Annotated in this window: 17 protein-coding genes; 9 read left to right on the forward strand and 8 right to left on the reverse strand. The window is 67.2% G+C overall.

The window, feature by feature from the left end:
* Positions 1-102 precede the first annotated feature (102 nt).
* Both RQP54_RS06200 and RQP54_RS06205 read left to right on the forward strand, forming a co-directional pair.
* Positions 103-957, forward strand: a complete 855-nt coding sequence (locus tag RQP54_RS06200) for a class I SAM-dependent methyltransferase (RefSeq protein WP_315677302.1) — start codon at positions 103-105, stop codon at positions 955-957.
* A gap of 88 nt (positions 958-1045) precedes the next feature.
* Positions 1046-1813: a transporter substrate-binding domain-containing protein gene (locus RQP54_RS06205; protein WP_315677303.1), complete on the forward strand. Its 768-nt coding sequence runs from the start codon at positions 1046-1048 to the stop codon at positions 1811-1813.
* Between the two features lie 7 nt (positions 1814-1820).
* On the opposite strand, the gene alkB is transcribed toward RQP54_RS06205, so the two are convergent.
* On the reverse strand, positions 1821-2471 hold the full coding sequence (gene alkB / locus RQP54_RS06210; protein WP_315677304.1) for a DNA oxidative demethylase AlkB: 651 nt from the start codon (positions 2469-2471) through the stop codon (positions 1821-1823).
* 176 nt (positions 2472-2647) lie between these two features.
* Here alkB and RQP54_RS06215 point away from each other — a divergent pair, with 176 nt between their 5' ends.
* Together RQP54_RS06215 and RQP54_RS06220 are read left to right on the forward strand one after the other, a co-directional pair.
* Entirely contained in the window at positions 2648-3421 is a 774-nt protein-coding gene (locus RQP54_RS06215) for a transporter substrate-binding domain-containing protein (protein ID WP_315677305.1), read from the forward strand.
* Positions 3422-3523: 102 nt separating this feature from the next.
* The gene (locus RQP54_RS06220) at positions 3524-3907 is read left to right on the forward strand and encodes a VOC family protein (RefSeq protein ID WP_315677761.1); all 384 of its coding nucleotides are present in this window, start codon (positions 3524-3526) and stop codon (positions 3905-3907) included.
* A gap of 71 nt (positions 3908-3978) precedes the next feature.
* Here the strand turns inward: RQP54_RS06220 and RQP54_RS06225 are convergent, their stop codons facing one another.
* Positions 3979-5355: a homoserine dehydrogenase gene (locus tag RQP54_RS06225; RefSeq protein WP_315677306.1), complete on the reverse strand. Its 1377-nt coding sequence runs from the start codon at positions 5353-5355 to the stop codon at positions 3979-3981.
* Between the two features lie 290 nt (positions 5356-5645).
* Here RQP54_RS06225 and RQP54_RS06230 point away from each other — a divergent pair, with 290 nt between their 5' ends.
* From RQP54_RS06230 to RQP54_RS06240, 3 genes are read left to right on the forward strand one after another with little or no spacing between them, the layout of a single operon-like run.
* A complete protein-coding gene (locus tag RQP54_RS06230) occupies positions 5646-5900 on the forward strand; it encodes a hypothetical protein (protein WP_315677307.1) in 255 nt (84 codons plus the stop codon).
* Complete coding sequence (locus RQP54_RS06235; RefSeq protein WP_315677308.1) at positions 5897-6541, forward strand: class I SAM-dependent methyltransferase; 645 nt, start codon at positions 5897-5899, stop codon at positions 6539-6541. Before RQP54_RS06230 ends, RQP54_RS06235 begins: the two co-directional genes overlap by 4 nt.
* Positions 6538-7293, forward strand: a complete 756-nt coding sequence (locus RQP54_RS06240) for a tRNA-uridine aminocarboxypropyltransferase (protein ID WP_315677309.1) — start codon at positions 6538-6540, stop codon at positions 7291-7293. The genes RQP54_RS06235 and RQP54_RS06240 overlap by 4 nt, the downstream gene beginning before the upstream one ends.
* Positions 7294-7306: 13 nt before the next feature.
* Here the strand turns inward: RQP54_RS06240 and RQP54_RS06245 are convergent, their stop codons facing one another.
* From RQP54_RS06245 to RQP54_RS06265, 5 genes are all read right to left on the reverse strand, one after another.
* Complete coding sequence (locus RQP54_RS06245; RefSeq protein ID WP_315677310.1) at positions 7307-7675, reverse strand: hypothetical protein; 369 nt, start codon at positions 7673-7675, stop codon at positions 7307-7309.
* Positions 7676-7706: 31 nt separating this feature from the next.
* Positions 7707-9476, reverse strand: coding sequence for a methyl-accepting chemotaxis protein (locus RQP54_RS06250; RefSeq protein WP_315677311.1), 1770 nt, complete (start codon positions 9474-9476; stop codon positions 7707-7709).
* 116 nt (positions 9477-9592) lie between these two features.
* Entirely contained in the window at positions 9593-9835 is a 243-nt protein-coding gene (locus RQP54_RS06255) for an oxidoreductase-like domain-containing protein (RefSeq protein ID WP_409997541.1), read from the reverse strand.
* Positions 9835-10899: a CHASE domain-containing protein gene (locus RQP54_RS06260; protein WP_315677312.1), complete on the reverse strand. Its 1065-nt coding sequence runs from the start codon at positions 10897-10899 to the stop codon at positions 9835-9837. Before RQP54_RS06260 ends, RQP54_RS06255 begins: the two co-directional genes overlap by 1 nt.
* Positions 10900-10947: 48 nt before the next feature.
* Positions 10948-11946, reverse strand: a complete 999-nt coding sequence (locus tag RQP54_RS06265) for a LysR family transcriptional regulator (protein WP_315677313.1) — start codon at positions 11944-11946, stop codon at positions 10948-10950.
* A gap of 89 nt (positions 11947-12035) precedes the next feature.
* Between RQP54_RS06265 and RQP54_RS06270 the strand changes: the two genes are divergently transcribed.
* The gene (locus tag RQP54_RS06270; protein ID WP_315677314.1) at positions 12036-13019 is read left to right on the forward strand and encodes a serine aminopeptidase domain-containing protein; all 984 of its coding nucleotides are present in this window, start codon (positions 12036-12038) and stop codon (positions 13017-13019) included.
* On the opposite strand, the gene RQP54_RS06275 is transcribed toward RQP54_RS06270, so the two are convergent.
* Positions 13016-13900 carry an EamA family transporter gene (locus tag RQP54_RS06275; protein WP_315677763.1) on the reverse strand — a complete coding sequence of 295 codons (885 nt, stop codon included), beginning with the start codon at positions 13898-13900 and terminating at the stop codon, positions 13016-13018. The genes RQP54_RS06270 and RQP54_RS06275 overlap by 4 nt on opposite strands.
* A gap of 113 nt (positions 13901-14013) precedes the next feature.
* Here RQP54_RS06275 and RQP54_RS06280 point away from each other — a divergent pair, with 113 nt between their 5' ends.
* On the forward strand, positions 14014-15171 hold the full coding sequence (locus RQP54_RS06280) for a hypothetical protein (RefSeq protein ID WP_315677315.1): 1158 nt from the start codon (positions 14014-14016) through the stop codon (positions 15169-15171).
* Positions 15172-15281 lie beyond the last annotated feature (110 nt).

The following is a 15281-nucleotide window of genomic DNA, read 5'->3' on the forward strand; positions in this document are numbered from 1 at the left end:
AACCTTGAAGTCACTACAGAGTCAAGCGGCATCCGCAGCGCTGCTTTACAAGCGTCAGCCACGGCCCGACACTTCTCCCAACCGCCACGACACGGAAACGCCATGCTCCCCTACCGCCCCAGCGCCACCGCCCGCCGCGTGGCCTTGAGCCGCGCCGCCCACCAGCTGTGGGATTCGCCCCTGGTGCTGGACGACCCGGTGGCACTGCGCCTGGTGGGCGCCGAGGCACGCGCGGCGCTGGAGCGCGGCGGCCTGGAAAAGTACTCGCGCCTGTCGCGCAGCATCCGCGCGTACCTGGTGGCGCGCAGCCGCTTTGCCGAAGACCAGCTGGCGGCCTCGCTGTCGCGCGGGGTGCGTCAGTACGTGGTGCTCGGAGCGGGGCTGGACACCTTTGCCTACCGCAACCCACATGTTGGAGCGGGCCTGCGCGTGTGGGAGGTGGACCACCCGGCCACGCAGGCCCACAAGCGCGAGCAGCTGGCAGCGGCAGGCATCGCGGTGCCGGACTCGGTCACCTACGTGCCCATCGACTTCCATCACCAGTCGCTGGCCGAGCAATTGCCGCGCCACGGACTCGACACCTCGGCTCCCACCTTCTTCTCGTGGCTCGGTGTGAGCATGTACCTGGAGCCCACCACGGTGCTGGACACGCTGCGCTGGGTGGCCACAGCCCTGCCTTCAGGGTCGGGGCTGGCCATGGACTATGTGCCGCCTATCGCCCAACAGCCTTGGGCGGTGCGCGCGGTGCTGCGTGTCATGGCGCTGGCGGTGGCTGCCCACGGCGAGCCTTGGCGTGGCTTCTTCGACCCGGCCCAAATGGCCCAGGCACTGCGTGGCATGGGCTACCCAACGCTGATCGACTGGGACTGCGATGCCATCAACGGCCACTACTTCAGCAACCGCCAGGACGGGCTGCAGATGGGTGGCGGTGCCCACCTGCTGTGCGCAATCCATTGAGCGGGTGTACCCGCATTGCTCGCACCGCGCAACTGGTGCACGATCGTGCCTTCGAGGGGACAACTTGTTGGAAAGGTACGCAGTTCACATGCGCTTGGTTCGGAGCATCCTGTTGTTGGTGTGTTGCGGTGGCGCCTGGGCCTGCAATCTCACGGTGGCCTACAGCGATACGGCAGCGCCCCCCTACCTGGTGGGCGACGGCGCAACCGTGCCCGACCAGCCTGGCATCGCCGTGGAGCTGGTGAACCTGGCCGCCGCAGCGATCCAATGCAAGGTTTCCTGGGAGCGCCTGCCCGGCCGCCGGGTACTGCGGGCCGTCGAGTATGGCGAGGTGGACGCCATGCTGATGTTCTCGTACAGCGAGGAGCGGGCCGCGTATGCGGTCTACCCCATGCTGGACGGCAAGCCAGACAGCCGCTTGCGATTGGCCGCGCTGCAGTACCACGTCTATACGGTCACGGGCAGCCCGCTCACCTGGGACGGCAAGCAGTTCGCCCCGCCGCCCGGGGTACTGGGGGTGAATTCAGGCTACTCGGTGGGCGTCGACCTGCGCAAGGCCGGCTTCACGGTCGAAGAGGCCCGGACCACCGAACAGAACCTCCAGAAGCTCAGGCTCAAGCGCATTGCGGCCTATGTCATGCAAGACGCCCCCGCGGATCTGGCGATTGAAACCCAAGGTATCCAAGACGTGCGCAAGCTGCCGATTCCCTATTCGAGCAAGGACTACTTCCTGCCGTTTTCGAAGATCAGCTACGTGCAGACACCAGGTTTGGCCGAGCGCCTGTGGGAAAGCATCGCCAAGGTGCGCCGAACCCACATCAAGGCCTTGCTCCACAAATACAGCGACACGCCCTGAGCGTCCTTCACCCGGCCTTGCGAAAGGTCAGGTTCACGCGTTTGCGCCCCAGCAGCGGGTGGTGCCCGTCGGCCAGCGGCAGCACGCCGTGGAAGGCCAGGCGGGTGGGGCCGCCCCACACCAGAACGTCGCCATGGGCCAGGCGCAGCCGCTGGGTCGGTGCATTGCGCTGCAGGCCGCCGAACTGGAATACGCAGGGCAGGCCCAGCGACACCGAGACGATGGGCGCGCGCAGGTCGCGCTCGTCCTTGTCCTGGTGCAGCGACATCTTGGCACCGGGTGCGTATTCGTTGACGAGGCAGGCGTCCGGCACGAAGCCCGGGTAGCCGGCCTGCGCCGCGGCCTCGGCGGCCAGGGTGGCAAAGCTGTCGGGCAGCGCGGGCCAGGGCGTGCGGGTGGAGGGGTTGGTGGCGCTGTAGCGGTAGCCGTGCCGGTCCGACACCCAGCCCAACTGGCCGCAGCTGGTGGTTTGAACCGACATGGTGTAGCCGCCCGGGGTCTGCAGGTGGTGTGCGGGGGCCTGCGCCTGCACGCCCTGCAGCGCGGCCAGCAGCGCTCCCTCATGGCTCCGCGCCAGACCGCGAAGCAGCACCGCACCGGGCGCTACCTCGGTGCGCAGCGCGTCGGGCTCCAGCGGCAGGTCGTCGAACAGGTCCATGCCTGCAATGGTAGGCAAACTTGGCCGCTGCGGCGTTCAATGGCAGCGCGATACAGGTCGGGTATTGCGGCTTGCCCATGGCGGCAAATCGGGGCATGATGAAACGAAGTGATAGGCGGGCGTGGCGCAGCCGCTCGCGAACCTCAAAAAAAGTGCGTTGTTGGACTGATTTGCCTATGTATCTGGTTCGTGTGTTGTCATCCGTGCTGCTTCTGCTCGCGCCCACGGCGTGGGCCTGCAGTCTGAACATTGCCTACAGCGATGTGGCGTCTCCACCCCACTTGATGGGCGATGGCGCGGCGATTCCGGAGCAGCCGGGCATTGCAGTGGAACTGGTGCAGCATGCGGCAGACGCCCTCCACTGCAGCGTGAAATGGCAGCGCCTGCCCAACCGTCGCGTGCAGCGCGACATGGAGATGGGCGTGCTGGACGCGATGCTCATGTTCTCGTACAACGATGAGCGCGCGGCGTATGCGGTGTACCCGATGAAAGACGGCAAGCCCGATGGCCGTTTACGCCTGGCCGAACTGCGCTACCACGTGTATGTGGCCGACAACAGCCCCCTGGTCTGGAATGGCAAGCAGTTCGACCCGCTGCCTGCCACCGTGGGGGTGAATGCGGGCTACTCGATCCTGGCCGACCTGAAGAAGATGGGCCTCGTGGTGGAAGAAGCCCGCAGCACCGAACAGAACTTCCAGAAACTGCGCTTGGGCCGCATCGATGCCTACGTGGCGCAAGATGCCCCGGCCGATCTGGCCATCGAAACCATGAACCTCCGTGGTGTGCGCAAGTTGCCGATTGCGTTTTCCTCCAAGGACTACTTCCTGCCATTCTCGAAGGCGTTTTATGGGAGCACGCCAGAGGTGGCCGAGCGCATGTGGGAACAGATAGGCAAAGCCAGCCGTTCCCGCCTCAAGGAACTGACCAAGAAATACGGCGATTCGCATTGACCGTGTGGGCATGCTGCGCACGTGACAGGCGTTTTACGGCCTTCCACTACCATGGCAGCTGTGCCCATCGTGGGCCGTTCAACAACGAAGGAAGACAAGCCAATGTTCAGCCACGTCATGGTCGGGGTCCAAGACCTCGAAGCCTCGCGCAAGTTCTACGACGCCGTCCTCGGCACGCTCGGCATCAAGCCCGGCAATCCCGACAAGAAGCGCTACTTCTGGCGCAGCCCCACGGGGGTGTTCGGCATCACCATTCCCATCAACGGTGAGCCTGCATCCGTGGCCAACGGCGGCACCATCGGCTTTGCGGCAGCCACCACCGAGCTGGCCGATGCCTGGCATGCGGCCGGGCTGGCCAACGGTGGCGTGGCCTGCGAAGACCCTCCGGGCTGGCGCGGTGAAGGCCCCGGTCGCCTGTACCTGGCCTACCTGCGCGACCCCGACGGCAACAAGCTCTGCGCCCTGCACCGTCCGCCCAAGGTCTAGTCGCTACGAAAACAGGAGCTACCTGCGCACATTCCATGCGGGCCAGGGGCAGAAAATGCCCCTAACCTGCATCAGCCCAGGGTCTCCAGCCGCAGTACCTGGGCCTGGCCCAGCACCGTGGGCCAGTGCTGCACCGCGGCCAGGGCCGTGTCAAGCGTGTCGCGGCGCAGCACCTCGGTGAGCAGCACCAGGCAGCGCAGCGTGCTGTCCTGCGGGTGCGCCAGCACCTCCATGCGCTGCACGCGCACGCCCTCCAGGGCCAGCTGCTGCAGCACCTGGGGCACGCTCACTTCGAACCGGTCCACATCCAGCCGCACATAGAAGGCGCTGCGCACCGCGCCATCGTCCAGCACCGGGGCGGGACGCACGGCACCGGGCTGGAAGGCCAGCGCCGGCACGCGCAGCGCGGCGGCTACCTGGGCACTGCGTGCCAGGTCCACCAGGTCCGCCACCACGGCCGAGCCGGTCTGCTCCGAGCCTGCACCGGCACCGTAGAACAGTGTGGTGCCAGCGGCATCGCTGTGCACCATGATGGCGTTCATGCTGCCATGCACCTGGGCCAACAGGTGGCCCTGGGGCAGCAGGGTCGGGTGCACGCGCAACTCCAGCGCATCGCCGCAACGCCGCGCAATGCCCAGCAGCTTGACGCCGTAGCCCAGCCGCTGTGCGAAGTCCACGTCGACCCCCTCCAGCCGGTCGATGCCCTCGGTGTGGACCTGCGCGAACTGCGGTGGTGTGCCGAAGGCGTTGGCCGCCAGCAGGCTGAGCTTGTGCGCGGCGTCCACGCCCTGCACATCGAAGGCCGGGTCGGCCTCGGCATAGCCCTTTTCCTGCGCCAGGGCCAGCGCCTGCGCAAAGCCCATGCCCTGTTCGCGCATGGCAGTGAGGATGAAGTTGCTGGTGCCGTTGATGATGCCGGCCAGCCATTCGATGCGGTTGCCGCTGAGGCCTTCGCGCAGCGCCTTGATGATGGGAATGCTCACCGCCACCGCGCCTTCGTAGGCCACCACCACGCCGCGGGCCTGGGCCGCGGCAAATATCTCGCTGCCGTGCTCTGCCAGCAAGGCCTTGTTGGCCGTCACCACATGCTTGCCCTGGGCAATGGCTTCGAGCACCAGCGCCCGGGCCGCGGTGGTGCCGCCGATGGTTTCCACCACCACGTCGATGTCGGGGTGGCGCACTACGGACCAGGCATCGTCGCAGAGCTGCACGCCGCCCTGCAGTGCCGCGCCCATCCTGGCGCGGGCGCGTTCCAGGTCGCGCACCGCCACCTGACGCACCTCGATGCGCCGGCCGGAGCGCGCCGCAATGAGCGCGGCATTGCGCTGCAGCACAGCCAGCGTGCCGCTGCCCACGGTGCCCAGGCCGAGCAGGCCGACGCGCAGGGGGATGGAGAGCGCAGTGTGGGTTCCGCCGTAGTGGCTGGATTCGAGGGGGTCTTGGTACATGGTGTTCTCCGTGTCAGGGGAGTCTGCCGGTGGCCTGGGCCTGGCAGCTACTGGGGAGAATTCACCTGGTGGCCGCCGGATGGGCCACCTGCACGACTCAGGTGGCCGTGGGGGTAATAATGGTCATCATGCCGCACACCGGTGCCTGCGCGGTAACGCAGAGAACAGCGGAAGTGGGGTGGTGCAGCATGGTTGAGAGCATACCACCAATCCTGCTCCGCGCGGAGCTACCAATAGTGGGCCTGCGACAATAGCCCTTTCCCCAAACGGCTACCGCGCCCCTTCTGCCCATGAGCATCGACAAATACAAAGCCGCCCAGGAGGCCCGCGAGGCCGCGCTGTGCGAACCCTGCCGGGGCATCCAGCGCAACTGGCGCAAGGCGCCGGGCCACGCCGAACTGGTGCCGAGCCAGACCTGGAAGGAAGAGCGCGAGGGCCGAAAGGTCACGATGACGCGCTACCGCTGCGACCGCTGCGGTAGCGTCTGGGACTACGAGAACGACAAGGGCAACCAGCGCGCCGGCTGGTCGCTGCCGCGCTCATGACGGTGAGCCCAGCCAAGGCGGGCGCGGCCTCCACGGCCGAGGCGGTGTTCGACGAGGCCTATTACGAGCGCTTCTACTTCAACCAGAAGACCCGTGTGGTCGACCGCGAGCACACGGATCGGCTGGGCGCCTTCGTGTGCAGCTATGTGCGCCACCTGCGCGTGCCCGTGGCGCGCGTGCTCGACGTGGGTTGCGGCATCGGCCTGTGGCAGGACCAGATTGCCAAGCACTTTCCGCATGCGCGCTACAAGGGGGTGGAGTTCAGCGAGTACCTGTGCCAGCGTTTCGGCTGGGAGCGCGGTTCGGTGGTGGACTACCGTGCCGTGCAGCCCTTCGACCTCGTCATCTGCCAGGGCGTGCTGCCCTACCTGAATGCGACCGACCTGCAGAAAGCCTTGCGCAACCTGGCGGTGCTGTGCCGCGGCGCGCTGTACGTGGAGGCGGTCACGGCCGAGGACTTTGCCAACGACGTGGTGGACGAGAACCTGACCGACCCGCGCCAGTTCCGCCACCCGGCGCAGGCCTTCCGCGACGGGCTCACCCCACACTTCACCGAAATGGGTGGTGGCCTGTGGCTCAGCCACGAGGCCGAGCTGCCCGTGTTTGCGCTCGAGCGTGCGGCCTCCGTGAAGTCCCGATGAGCGCACCGGAGTTTCCCGCTGTGCACGCGGTAGTGCGCTTGCGTGCCGAACGCCTGGCACGGGCCCTGAAGCCCTTTGTGGCGCGCGGTTCGAAGTCGGAGCGCTGCCCGCACTGCCGTGTGCCAGTGAGCCATTGCCTGTGCGACTGGCGCGTGCAGGTGCCCACCCCCACGCGCGCCGGGGTCTGCCTGCTCATGGCGGACATCGAGCCGCTCAAGCCCACCAACACCGGCTGGCTCATTGCTGATGTGGTGCCCGATACCTTTGCCTTTGGCTGGGCCCGCACCGAGGTCGACCCGGCGCTGCTGGCGCTACTGGCCGACCCGCAGTGGCAGCCTTACGTGGTGTTTCCGGGCGAGTACGCAGCGCCCGAGCGGGTAGTGACGCAGGTGGCCACGCCCGCGTCAAGCAAGCGCCCGCTTTACGTTTTGCTGGACGCCACCTGGAGTGAAGCGCGCAAGATGTTCCGCAAGAGCCCGTACCTGAACACCTTGCCGGTGCTGAGCCTGCAGGGCGAACAGATCTCGCGCTACCGGCTGCGCCGCTCCAAGCGCGACGACCACTTCTGCACCGCCGAAGTGGCGGCGCTGTGCCTGGAGCTCGGCGGCGACGCGCAGACCGCGGCAGTGCTCGACGCGTACTTTGACGTTTTCAGCCAGCACTACCTGCTTGCGCGCCGCCTGGTGCCGCTGGCGCCGGGGGACGACGTGCACCAGCGTTTGGCAGCGGTGCTGCAGCCCAGCCCTGCCTGAGCGCAGCGGCGCATCAGTATTTCCAGGTGACCGAGAGTTCCAGCGCGTCGGGCGAATGGGCGGGCACCGCCGGCAGATAGGCCAGGTGCCATATGCTGGGTCCCCATGACACGCTGGCAACCCCGGCGAGCATGGGCATGGTGGTGTCACGGTAGCCAGTGACCGCGCCCCCGAAGACGCCGACCTTGACCGGCCCACGCCCCCACGGCTGCCAGGCCACCCCGGCGTAGGTGCTTTGTCGGCGTACGCTGTTGTAGTAGCTGCCCAGGCCCCAGCGCAGGTCCTGTCCCCACGGGCAGATCAGGCCGATACCCGTGGTGCTGTTGTTGTACTTGGCTTCGGCATGGTAGGCCGCCACGTGCAGGTGGGGTACACAGTCCATGCGCTAGTGTCAATCGAAACGAGGGGGCGCTTCAGAACGTCTCCCAACCCTCGTCATCCCCGCCCGCAGCGGCTTTGGCCGCGGGTGCCGGTTTGGCCGCCGCCAGGGGCACGGGCTTTGGTGCTGGCTTCGGTGCCGGGGTGTGGGCACGGGCAGCAGCCCCCTTGGGGATGGCGCTTTCGCGTCGCTCGGGGCCGGCGAAGGGCTTGGCACTGGAGTTCGGTGCACGCACCTGCATCTTGCTCGGGGCCTGGTGGCCGTCAGCCAGCTTGAACACCGCCACCGTCTGCACCAGTTCCTGCGCTTGGGATTTGAGGCTTGATGCCGCGGCCGCCATCTCTTCGACCAGGGCCGCGTTCTGCTGCGTGGTCTGGTCCATGGAGCCGATGGCCTCAACGATCTGGCTCACGCCCAGGCTCTGTTCGTTGCTGGCCGCGCTGATCTCGCCCATGATGTCGGTGACGCGCTGGATCGAGGCCACGACTTCGGTCATGGTGCTACCCGCCTGGTCCACCAGGGTGGTGCCGTGTTCGACCTTCTCCACACTGGCGGTGATCAGGGCCTTGATTTCCTTGGCGGCTTCGGCCGAGCGTCCGGCCAGGGCACGCACTTCCGAGGCCACCACCGCAAAGCCACGGCCCTGTTCTCCGGCACGGGCGGCTTCGACCGCAGCGTTCAGCGCCAGGATGTTGGTCTGGAAGGCGATGCCGTCAATCACCGAGATGATGTCGGCGATCTTGCGGCTGGAGTCGTTGATGTCCTTCATGGTGTCAACGACCCGGCCGACGACTTCACCGCCCTGGACGGCGACGGAAGACGCATTGGTGGCGAGCTGGTTGGCCTGGCGGGCGGCGTCGGCGTTCTGGTTCACGGTGCCGCCAAGTTCGCTCATGGAGGCGTTGGTTTCCTCAATAGCGGCAGCCTGTTGCTCGGTGCGGGCGGAGAGGTCGTTGTTGCCCTGGGCGATTTCAGCCGAAGCCATGGCGACGGATTCGCTGCCCTGGCGTACCGAGGAGACCAGGCCCACCAGGGAGTCGCTCATGGCCTTGAGCGCGGTCATCATGGTGGCGATCTCATCCTTGCCCTCGGGCTCGATCTTCAAGGTCAGATCGCCCTGTGCCACGGCCTGGGCCAGACGGGCGGCCTCGTTGAGCGAGCGCGAGAGGTTGCGGATCATCACGAAGGCAAACCAGGCCACCAGGGGCAGGGCGATGCCCAGCGAGCCGATGGCGAGGTTGCGGATGATGGTGTAGCGGGTGACCGCTGCGTCGTACTCGGCCTTGGCCACGTCCATCTGCAGTTGCAGCAGGGGGGTCAAGGCCTGGGTCAGCTGGGTGGACATGGGTTGGATCACGTCGGCCAGCAGGTTCTGGGCGGTGTTGTACTCGCTGGACTTGAGCGCGGCCACGGCGGGCTCGATGCCTGTCTTCTGGTACTTCACCCACAGCTCGCCGAATTTGGCTGCCAACACCTTTTCCTCGTCGGTGAGGTAGGTGGCCTGGTATTCAGCCCAATGCTTGTTGGCGTTGGTCGTATTGACCTCGATTTCCTTGGTGTAACGGGCAATCGCTTCGGCCAGCGGGTCGGCCTGGGCCATGCCGATCAGCAAGGCGTTGCGGGTGGCAACACGCGACAACTCGGCCAACTGGCTCAACGGTACCGTGCGGTCTTCGTACACGGTCTTGAGGGACTCTGCGGTCTTGGAAATGCCAAACAAGCCCATGCCCGCACCGATGATGAGCATGATGGACAGGATGCCGACCAGTACGGTCAGTCGGGTGGATATTTTGAATTGGTTCATTGCGAACTCCGACGAGTGAATGGAGGGCATCGTACCGGAAGGTCCGGCGCAGGGCCAGAGCCAATTGCGCCAGAAAACGCGCGCAATAGACCAATTTCCGCGCCGCTACCGCAGCGTCAATGCGGCGCAGATGCCAGGGCGGCCAGGGCGTCCTCACGCCAGAAAGCCGCTGCGGCCAGGAAACCCTCCCAGACGCAGCCATTGCAACCCCGTCCGCAGCAGCTGGTGGGGTGGGGCGGCGGCGGGCGCAGCGTCACGCCCCGGGCGTTGGCCAGGGTTTGCAACCCCTGGAACATCTGGTCTGCATCCTCGGCGCATTGCAGCGGGCGCGCCGTGTACCCGACCCAGGGGTCCTGCATCATGCATCCGGCTCCACGGCGGGCGAGCCCGAGCGCTGGCGCACCACACTGGCGCTCACCAGCGCCGCCAGCAGGCTGAGGCTCATGCCAACCAAGCCTTGCCACAGCGGGGTGTTGCGTTCACTGGCCGAAAGAAAGGACTGGCCTGGTGCCATTTCGACGCGCCACTTGCGGCCGAACACCGACAGCTCGCGCCGGTAGCTGGCATCGCGGGACGGGTCGGTGGCGCCGACTTCGAGGTACAGGGGCAGGTTCACGGCAAAGGTCTGCGGGCTGTATTCGGCCCCCCCATCGCTCAGGTACAGCAGCAGGCCCGCGAGGCGCCCTTCGCGGCGCAGCCGCTCGATCACGTCGCGCACCCGCAGGGTCACCGCCACGGCGCCCATGAAATCAGCGGGTGCCTGGTCGGAGGCGCTGTGCCCCGGGCTGCGAAACACGGGAACGCGAATGACAAAGCCGGTGCGCTGGCTGGTTTCCTGCAGCAGGTCGAACGGACCGCTGGCGACGGGCTTGCCGCTGCTCTGGGCGTAGCGCATCGATGCCAGGTTGACGGGCTGCGCACTGATGTCCAGGCCGTGGATGCCCTGGTTGCCTTCCAGGGGCCACAGGTAGTCCGCCACGAAGTATTCGGCCCGTTCGCCCGGAGGCCGGATCGCGAAGCCCGGGTAGCCTTGGGGCTCCAGCGAGGTGTCGGCGCGCACGCGGGCGACAAAGGCGTCCTTGTCGGCCCCGCGTACATAGCGCGTGAAAGCCAGGTTCTTGATTTCGGGGTGGCGGTTGGCGATGTCCAGGCGCTGGGCTGCCAGGACGAAATCGCGCCTGCTCAGGTTGGGATTGGCCAGGAACAGGCCGCGCAGGCCGAAGGCGATGTCGGTATAGGCGTCCACACGCTGTGCCAGCGCTTCGCTGAAGGCGTCGGCACGCTCGACGAAACGCGCATGGGCCAGGGCTGCGTTTTCCCCTTGCGCGCGCCAGACCCACAGGGCCGACGCGGACGCGCCGATGGCGAAGACCAGGGTGGCCATGGCCCACGGGCGGCGAAACGGGAAAGCGGAGTAGGCCATGGGCAAGCGTTTGGGGCAGAACGTTGAGTGGACGCGAAGGATGCAATGCTAGCCCAGCTTGTTGGCCGGTGTGCTTGCGTTCGGCGGCTGCCCCGTCGCCTCGGCAAGTCGCTGTAGCACCAGGCGCACCAGTGCCCGGGCATTGGCCCCCGCGGTGTGGACTGGCAAGGTCAGCGCCTGGACACAGTTCCCTTCGGCGATGGGCAGTTCCCAGTCGGGCAGCAGATCTACCAGGGTGCCGCGGGCCAGTTGCTCGCGCACGGCGAAATCGGGTGCCAGCACGGTGCCGCGCCCATGCACTGCCAGGGCCACGAGGGACTCCAGGTCGTCGGCACTGACATGGGGCTGCAGTTCCACCGTGGTGTGGGCATTCTGGTGGCGGTGGCGCCACTGCAGCGGCCAGGTCTGTGCCCCGCCTTGGAGCATCAGCAGGGCGTGCTCCTGCAGGGCCTGCGGCTGCGGCAGCACCGGGCCTTGGGCCGCGTAGGCACTGATGCGAAACGTCAGCACCGGCTGGGCGACGCAGTCCTCGGGCGGCTTGCGCGTCACGCGGAACGCCACATCGACACCTTCTCGCACCAGGTCGACCCGGCGCTCGGTCAGCATCAGTTCCATCGCGATGCCGGGGTGCTGCCGCCCGAACTCGGCCAGCAGGGGCACCAGCACACTGAGTCCGAAGGAGCGCATTGACGTGATGCGCAAGCGGCCCTGCAGCGCGTCGCCTTCCTTGCGCAAGGCCATGCGCGCTGCGTCTGCCGCTTCCAGTACCGCCTGGGCGCGTGCTGACAGCGCCCGTCCGGCCTCGGTCAGCCCCAGGGAACGGGTGGTGCGTGCCAGCAGCGGCTGCCCGACCTGCTGCTCCATGTTGGCCATGCGCCGACTGATGGCGGCGCGCGTCAGACCCAGCTGCCGAGCTGCCCGTGAAAAGCTGCCCGCTGCCACCACCCGGGCAAACAGTTCCAGGGCATTGGCGTCCAGCGCGTGCTGATCGCGCTCGCGCCGCAAGCGGGTAGCCGAAAGCTCTGGTGCGTCTTTTGTCAATTTCATGTAAACAGTATGGAAATCAAAACCTATCTAGTCAACTGAATGGTGCATATCTAGCATTCCCTGACCTGAGTTGCATAGATGGAGAACCCATGACCGACACCGCCCCCACACCGCGCACCCTGGCCTCCCCCGACCTCGCGCACCTGCACGCGCACCTGCCGGGAGCCGCCCATGTTCTTGCACCCGAGCCGATCTGCTTCGAAGCCACCGACGGGACAGCGCTGCATGGACAGTGGTTCGCGCCCGCAGACCGGGACACGCATGCCGTTGCCGTCATGGCCCCTGCTACCGGAGTACCCCAGCGCTACTACCATGCGTTTGCCACCTGGTTGGCGCAGCGCGGCTACGCGGTGCTGTGCTTCGACTACCGGGGCATGGGCCCGGCGCGGGCCCAGCACCCCCAGGCCAGCATGCGGCTGTGGCTGCGCCATGACCTCTCGGGCGCGCTGCACCTTGCCCACCAGCGCACCCAGCGTGGCGCGCACAAGCTGCCACTGCTGTGGATTGGCCATTCGCTGGGGGGCAATGGGTTGCCACTGGTGCAGGGGCTCGAACACATCGATGCAGCGGTGACCGTGGGCTCGCAATTCGGCTACTGGAAGCTGTGGCCGCGCGGCTGGCACCGCTGGGTTACGCGATTCTTCTTCGGTACCTGGATTCCCCTGTGGGTGCGTCTGGCCGGCAAACTGCCGGGCTGGGCCCTCGGCGGTGGCGAAACACTGCCCCGCGCCGCCGCGCGCGACTGGTCGCGCTGGGGCATGTCACCCGGCTATTTCCGGGATGACCCACGCTGTGCCGGCTGGTACCAGCCGCAGGCGTTCCAGGGGCATATGCAGCTCTGGAGCATTGAAGACGACAAGACCTACGGGCCGGTCGATGCTGTCGACGCCTTGGCGGACTGCTATGCGACCAGTCCCGGGCAGGTGGAGCGCATGCACCTGCACCCGCGCGCGGTGGGGCTGCGCGCAGTGGGGCATTTCGGGGTGTTCCGCAAGTCGGCGGCCCGCAGCATCTGGCCCTTGTTGCTGGAGCGCATCGAGGCCCGGGTGCCAGGCCTGCGGGCAACGGCCTAGACGCCTGGCCGTGCCAGCCAATCGCGCAGGCGCGGCCACAGCAGGTTCAGCGCCAGTCCTCCCAGGACCAGCGCGGCGGCGGTCAGCTTCCAGCCAGGCAAGCCTTCGCCCAGCAGCAGGGCAGATCCACCCATGCCGAACACCGGCACCAGCAGTGCCATGGGCGTGACCGTCGCCGCGGGGTAGCGCCCCAGCAGCCAGCCCCAGGCGGCGTAGCCGAACAGGGCATTGCCCACCGCCTGCCACAGCGCGGCAGCCCAGGTACCCCAGCCGGCGTGGGCAAAACCGGCCTCGATGGCCGGCCAGCCCTCCATGGCCAGACACAACAGCGCCAGCGGTGGCACGGCGAACACACTGGACCAGACCACGTAGGCCACCATGTTCACGGGCCCAGCGCGGCGCGAGACGATGTTGCCACCGGCCCAGGACAGCGCGGCCAGCAGCATCAGCACCAGGCCCAGCGGGGTGGTGCTGCCGTCGGTGTGCGCCACGATGACGGCGATGCCGGCCGTCGCCAGGGCCAGGGCCACAACCTGCACCCGGGCCAGGCGTTCGCCCGAGAGGACCATGGCCATGCCGATGGTGAAGAACACCTGGGTCTGCACCACCAGGGAAGCCAGTCCCGGAGAGATGTGGCCGTTCATGGCCACGAACATCAGCCCGAACTGCCCCACACCGATGAGCAGCCCGTAGGCCGCCAGGTTGCCCCAGGGGACGGCCGGGCGGGGCAGGAACAGGATGGCGGGAAACACCGCCAGCGCGAAGCGCAGGGTGGCGAACAGCAATGGGGGCATCTGGCCCAGGGCCAGTTTGATGACGACGAAATTGGTGCCCCAGACGGCCACCACGGCCAGCGCCAGCAGGAAATGGCGCACGCTCAAGTGTTGGTACATGGGCACATTGTGCAGTGTTGCTGCGAAGGCTGCGGCGCAGGTGCGACCCTTGCAAGGGCCGGGGGGGCGTGCCAGAATGGTTTCGCCACACAGGGGGTAGTATGACCTTGATCAAGTACATCGTTGGTGGGACGCTGGTGGCTTTCGCGACCTCCAGTCTCGCCCTGACCATTGGGTCGGTGCGCGGAGACGTCTGGCTCGAACAGGCGCTGGAACTGGTGGTGCCTATCCAGATGGACACGCCCGCAGACGCCACGACCGTGTGTCCCATCGTCGAGCTGAGCTATGGCGATTCCACGGTCGACCCGCGTCTGGTTCGGGTCGCCGCAGACAGCAGTCCGGACAGTGATGTCCTGCGCCTGCGCATCAGCAGTGCCGCGCCGGTGAACGATGCCGTGGTGAACCTGGTGGTGCAGGCTGGCTGCGCACAGAAGGTGGTGCGCCGCTTTCAGTTGCTGCCCGATGTGCAGACCGCAGCGGCGACGGCCCCCCTGCCCGCCGTGCAGGAGGTTCCCCTGCTTGCGTCCCCGCCAGCGACACCTTCCCCCGATACGGCCGCGGCGAAGCCGTTCCGCAGTGCACCCGGGGCCGGTCCGGCCGGGGCTGACCGTGCGCGCAAACCACCCTCCACTCCCGCGCGTGCCAAAGCACGTCCACCTGCACCCACCCCCCCACCCGACGCGGGCGCGGGCGGTGCACGCCTGACATTGGATCCGCTGTCTGCTGTGGGGCAGCGCGGAGCGGTTCCCCTGGCGAGCCAGGCCCCCGATCCGGACATGATGGCTGCGCAGGAAGAACTGCAGAAGTTGCGGGCCGACTACCTGGGCTTGCAGTTGCAGGCGGCCCGCACCGAAACCGAATTCGCCTCGCTGCGCGAGCACCTGGCCAAGGCCGAGTCCGAGCGCAACATGGTCATCATGGTCGCCGGTGGCGCCTTTGCCGCCATGGTCGTGGTCGTGGCGGCTGGGCTGGTGTGGTGGGGGCGCAAGGAGCGCGAGCGACTGCGCCAGCAGGAGGCACTCGATGACGAGGAGCAGGAACTGCTCTCCGACCTGAATGCCGTGGCCGCCGACAAGTGGCAAGCTCCGGCACCCTTTCGTACAGCGGCGGTGGAAGAGGAAGTGACCGTTGCCATGCCATTGGATCCGGTGGTTGTGGAACAGCAGACAACTGCGACGGTGCCGATGGCTGCACGTCCAGGCCCCGCCATCGATATCGACATCGACTTGCCGCTGGGCCAGCAGGGTTACCGCCTCTGACCCAGTCGGGACAGTCTCCCTTGCCCGGCTTCTTGCGACCTGGGAAATGGAATGGTTGCCGAGTCGTGCTGCGGCCTTCGGCACCGGAGCCACTGCCCTTCATCGATGCT

The organism is Curvibacter sp. APW13, from assembly GCF_032337135.1.
Taxonomy (GTDB): domain Bacteria; phylum Pseudomonadota; class Gammaproteobacteria; order Burkholderiales; family Burkholderiaceae_C; genus Allorhodoferax.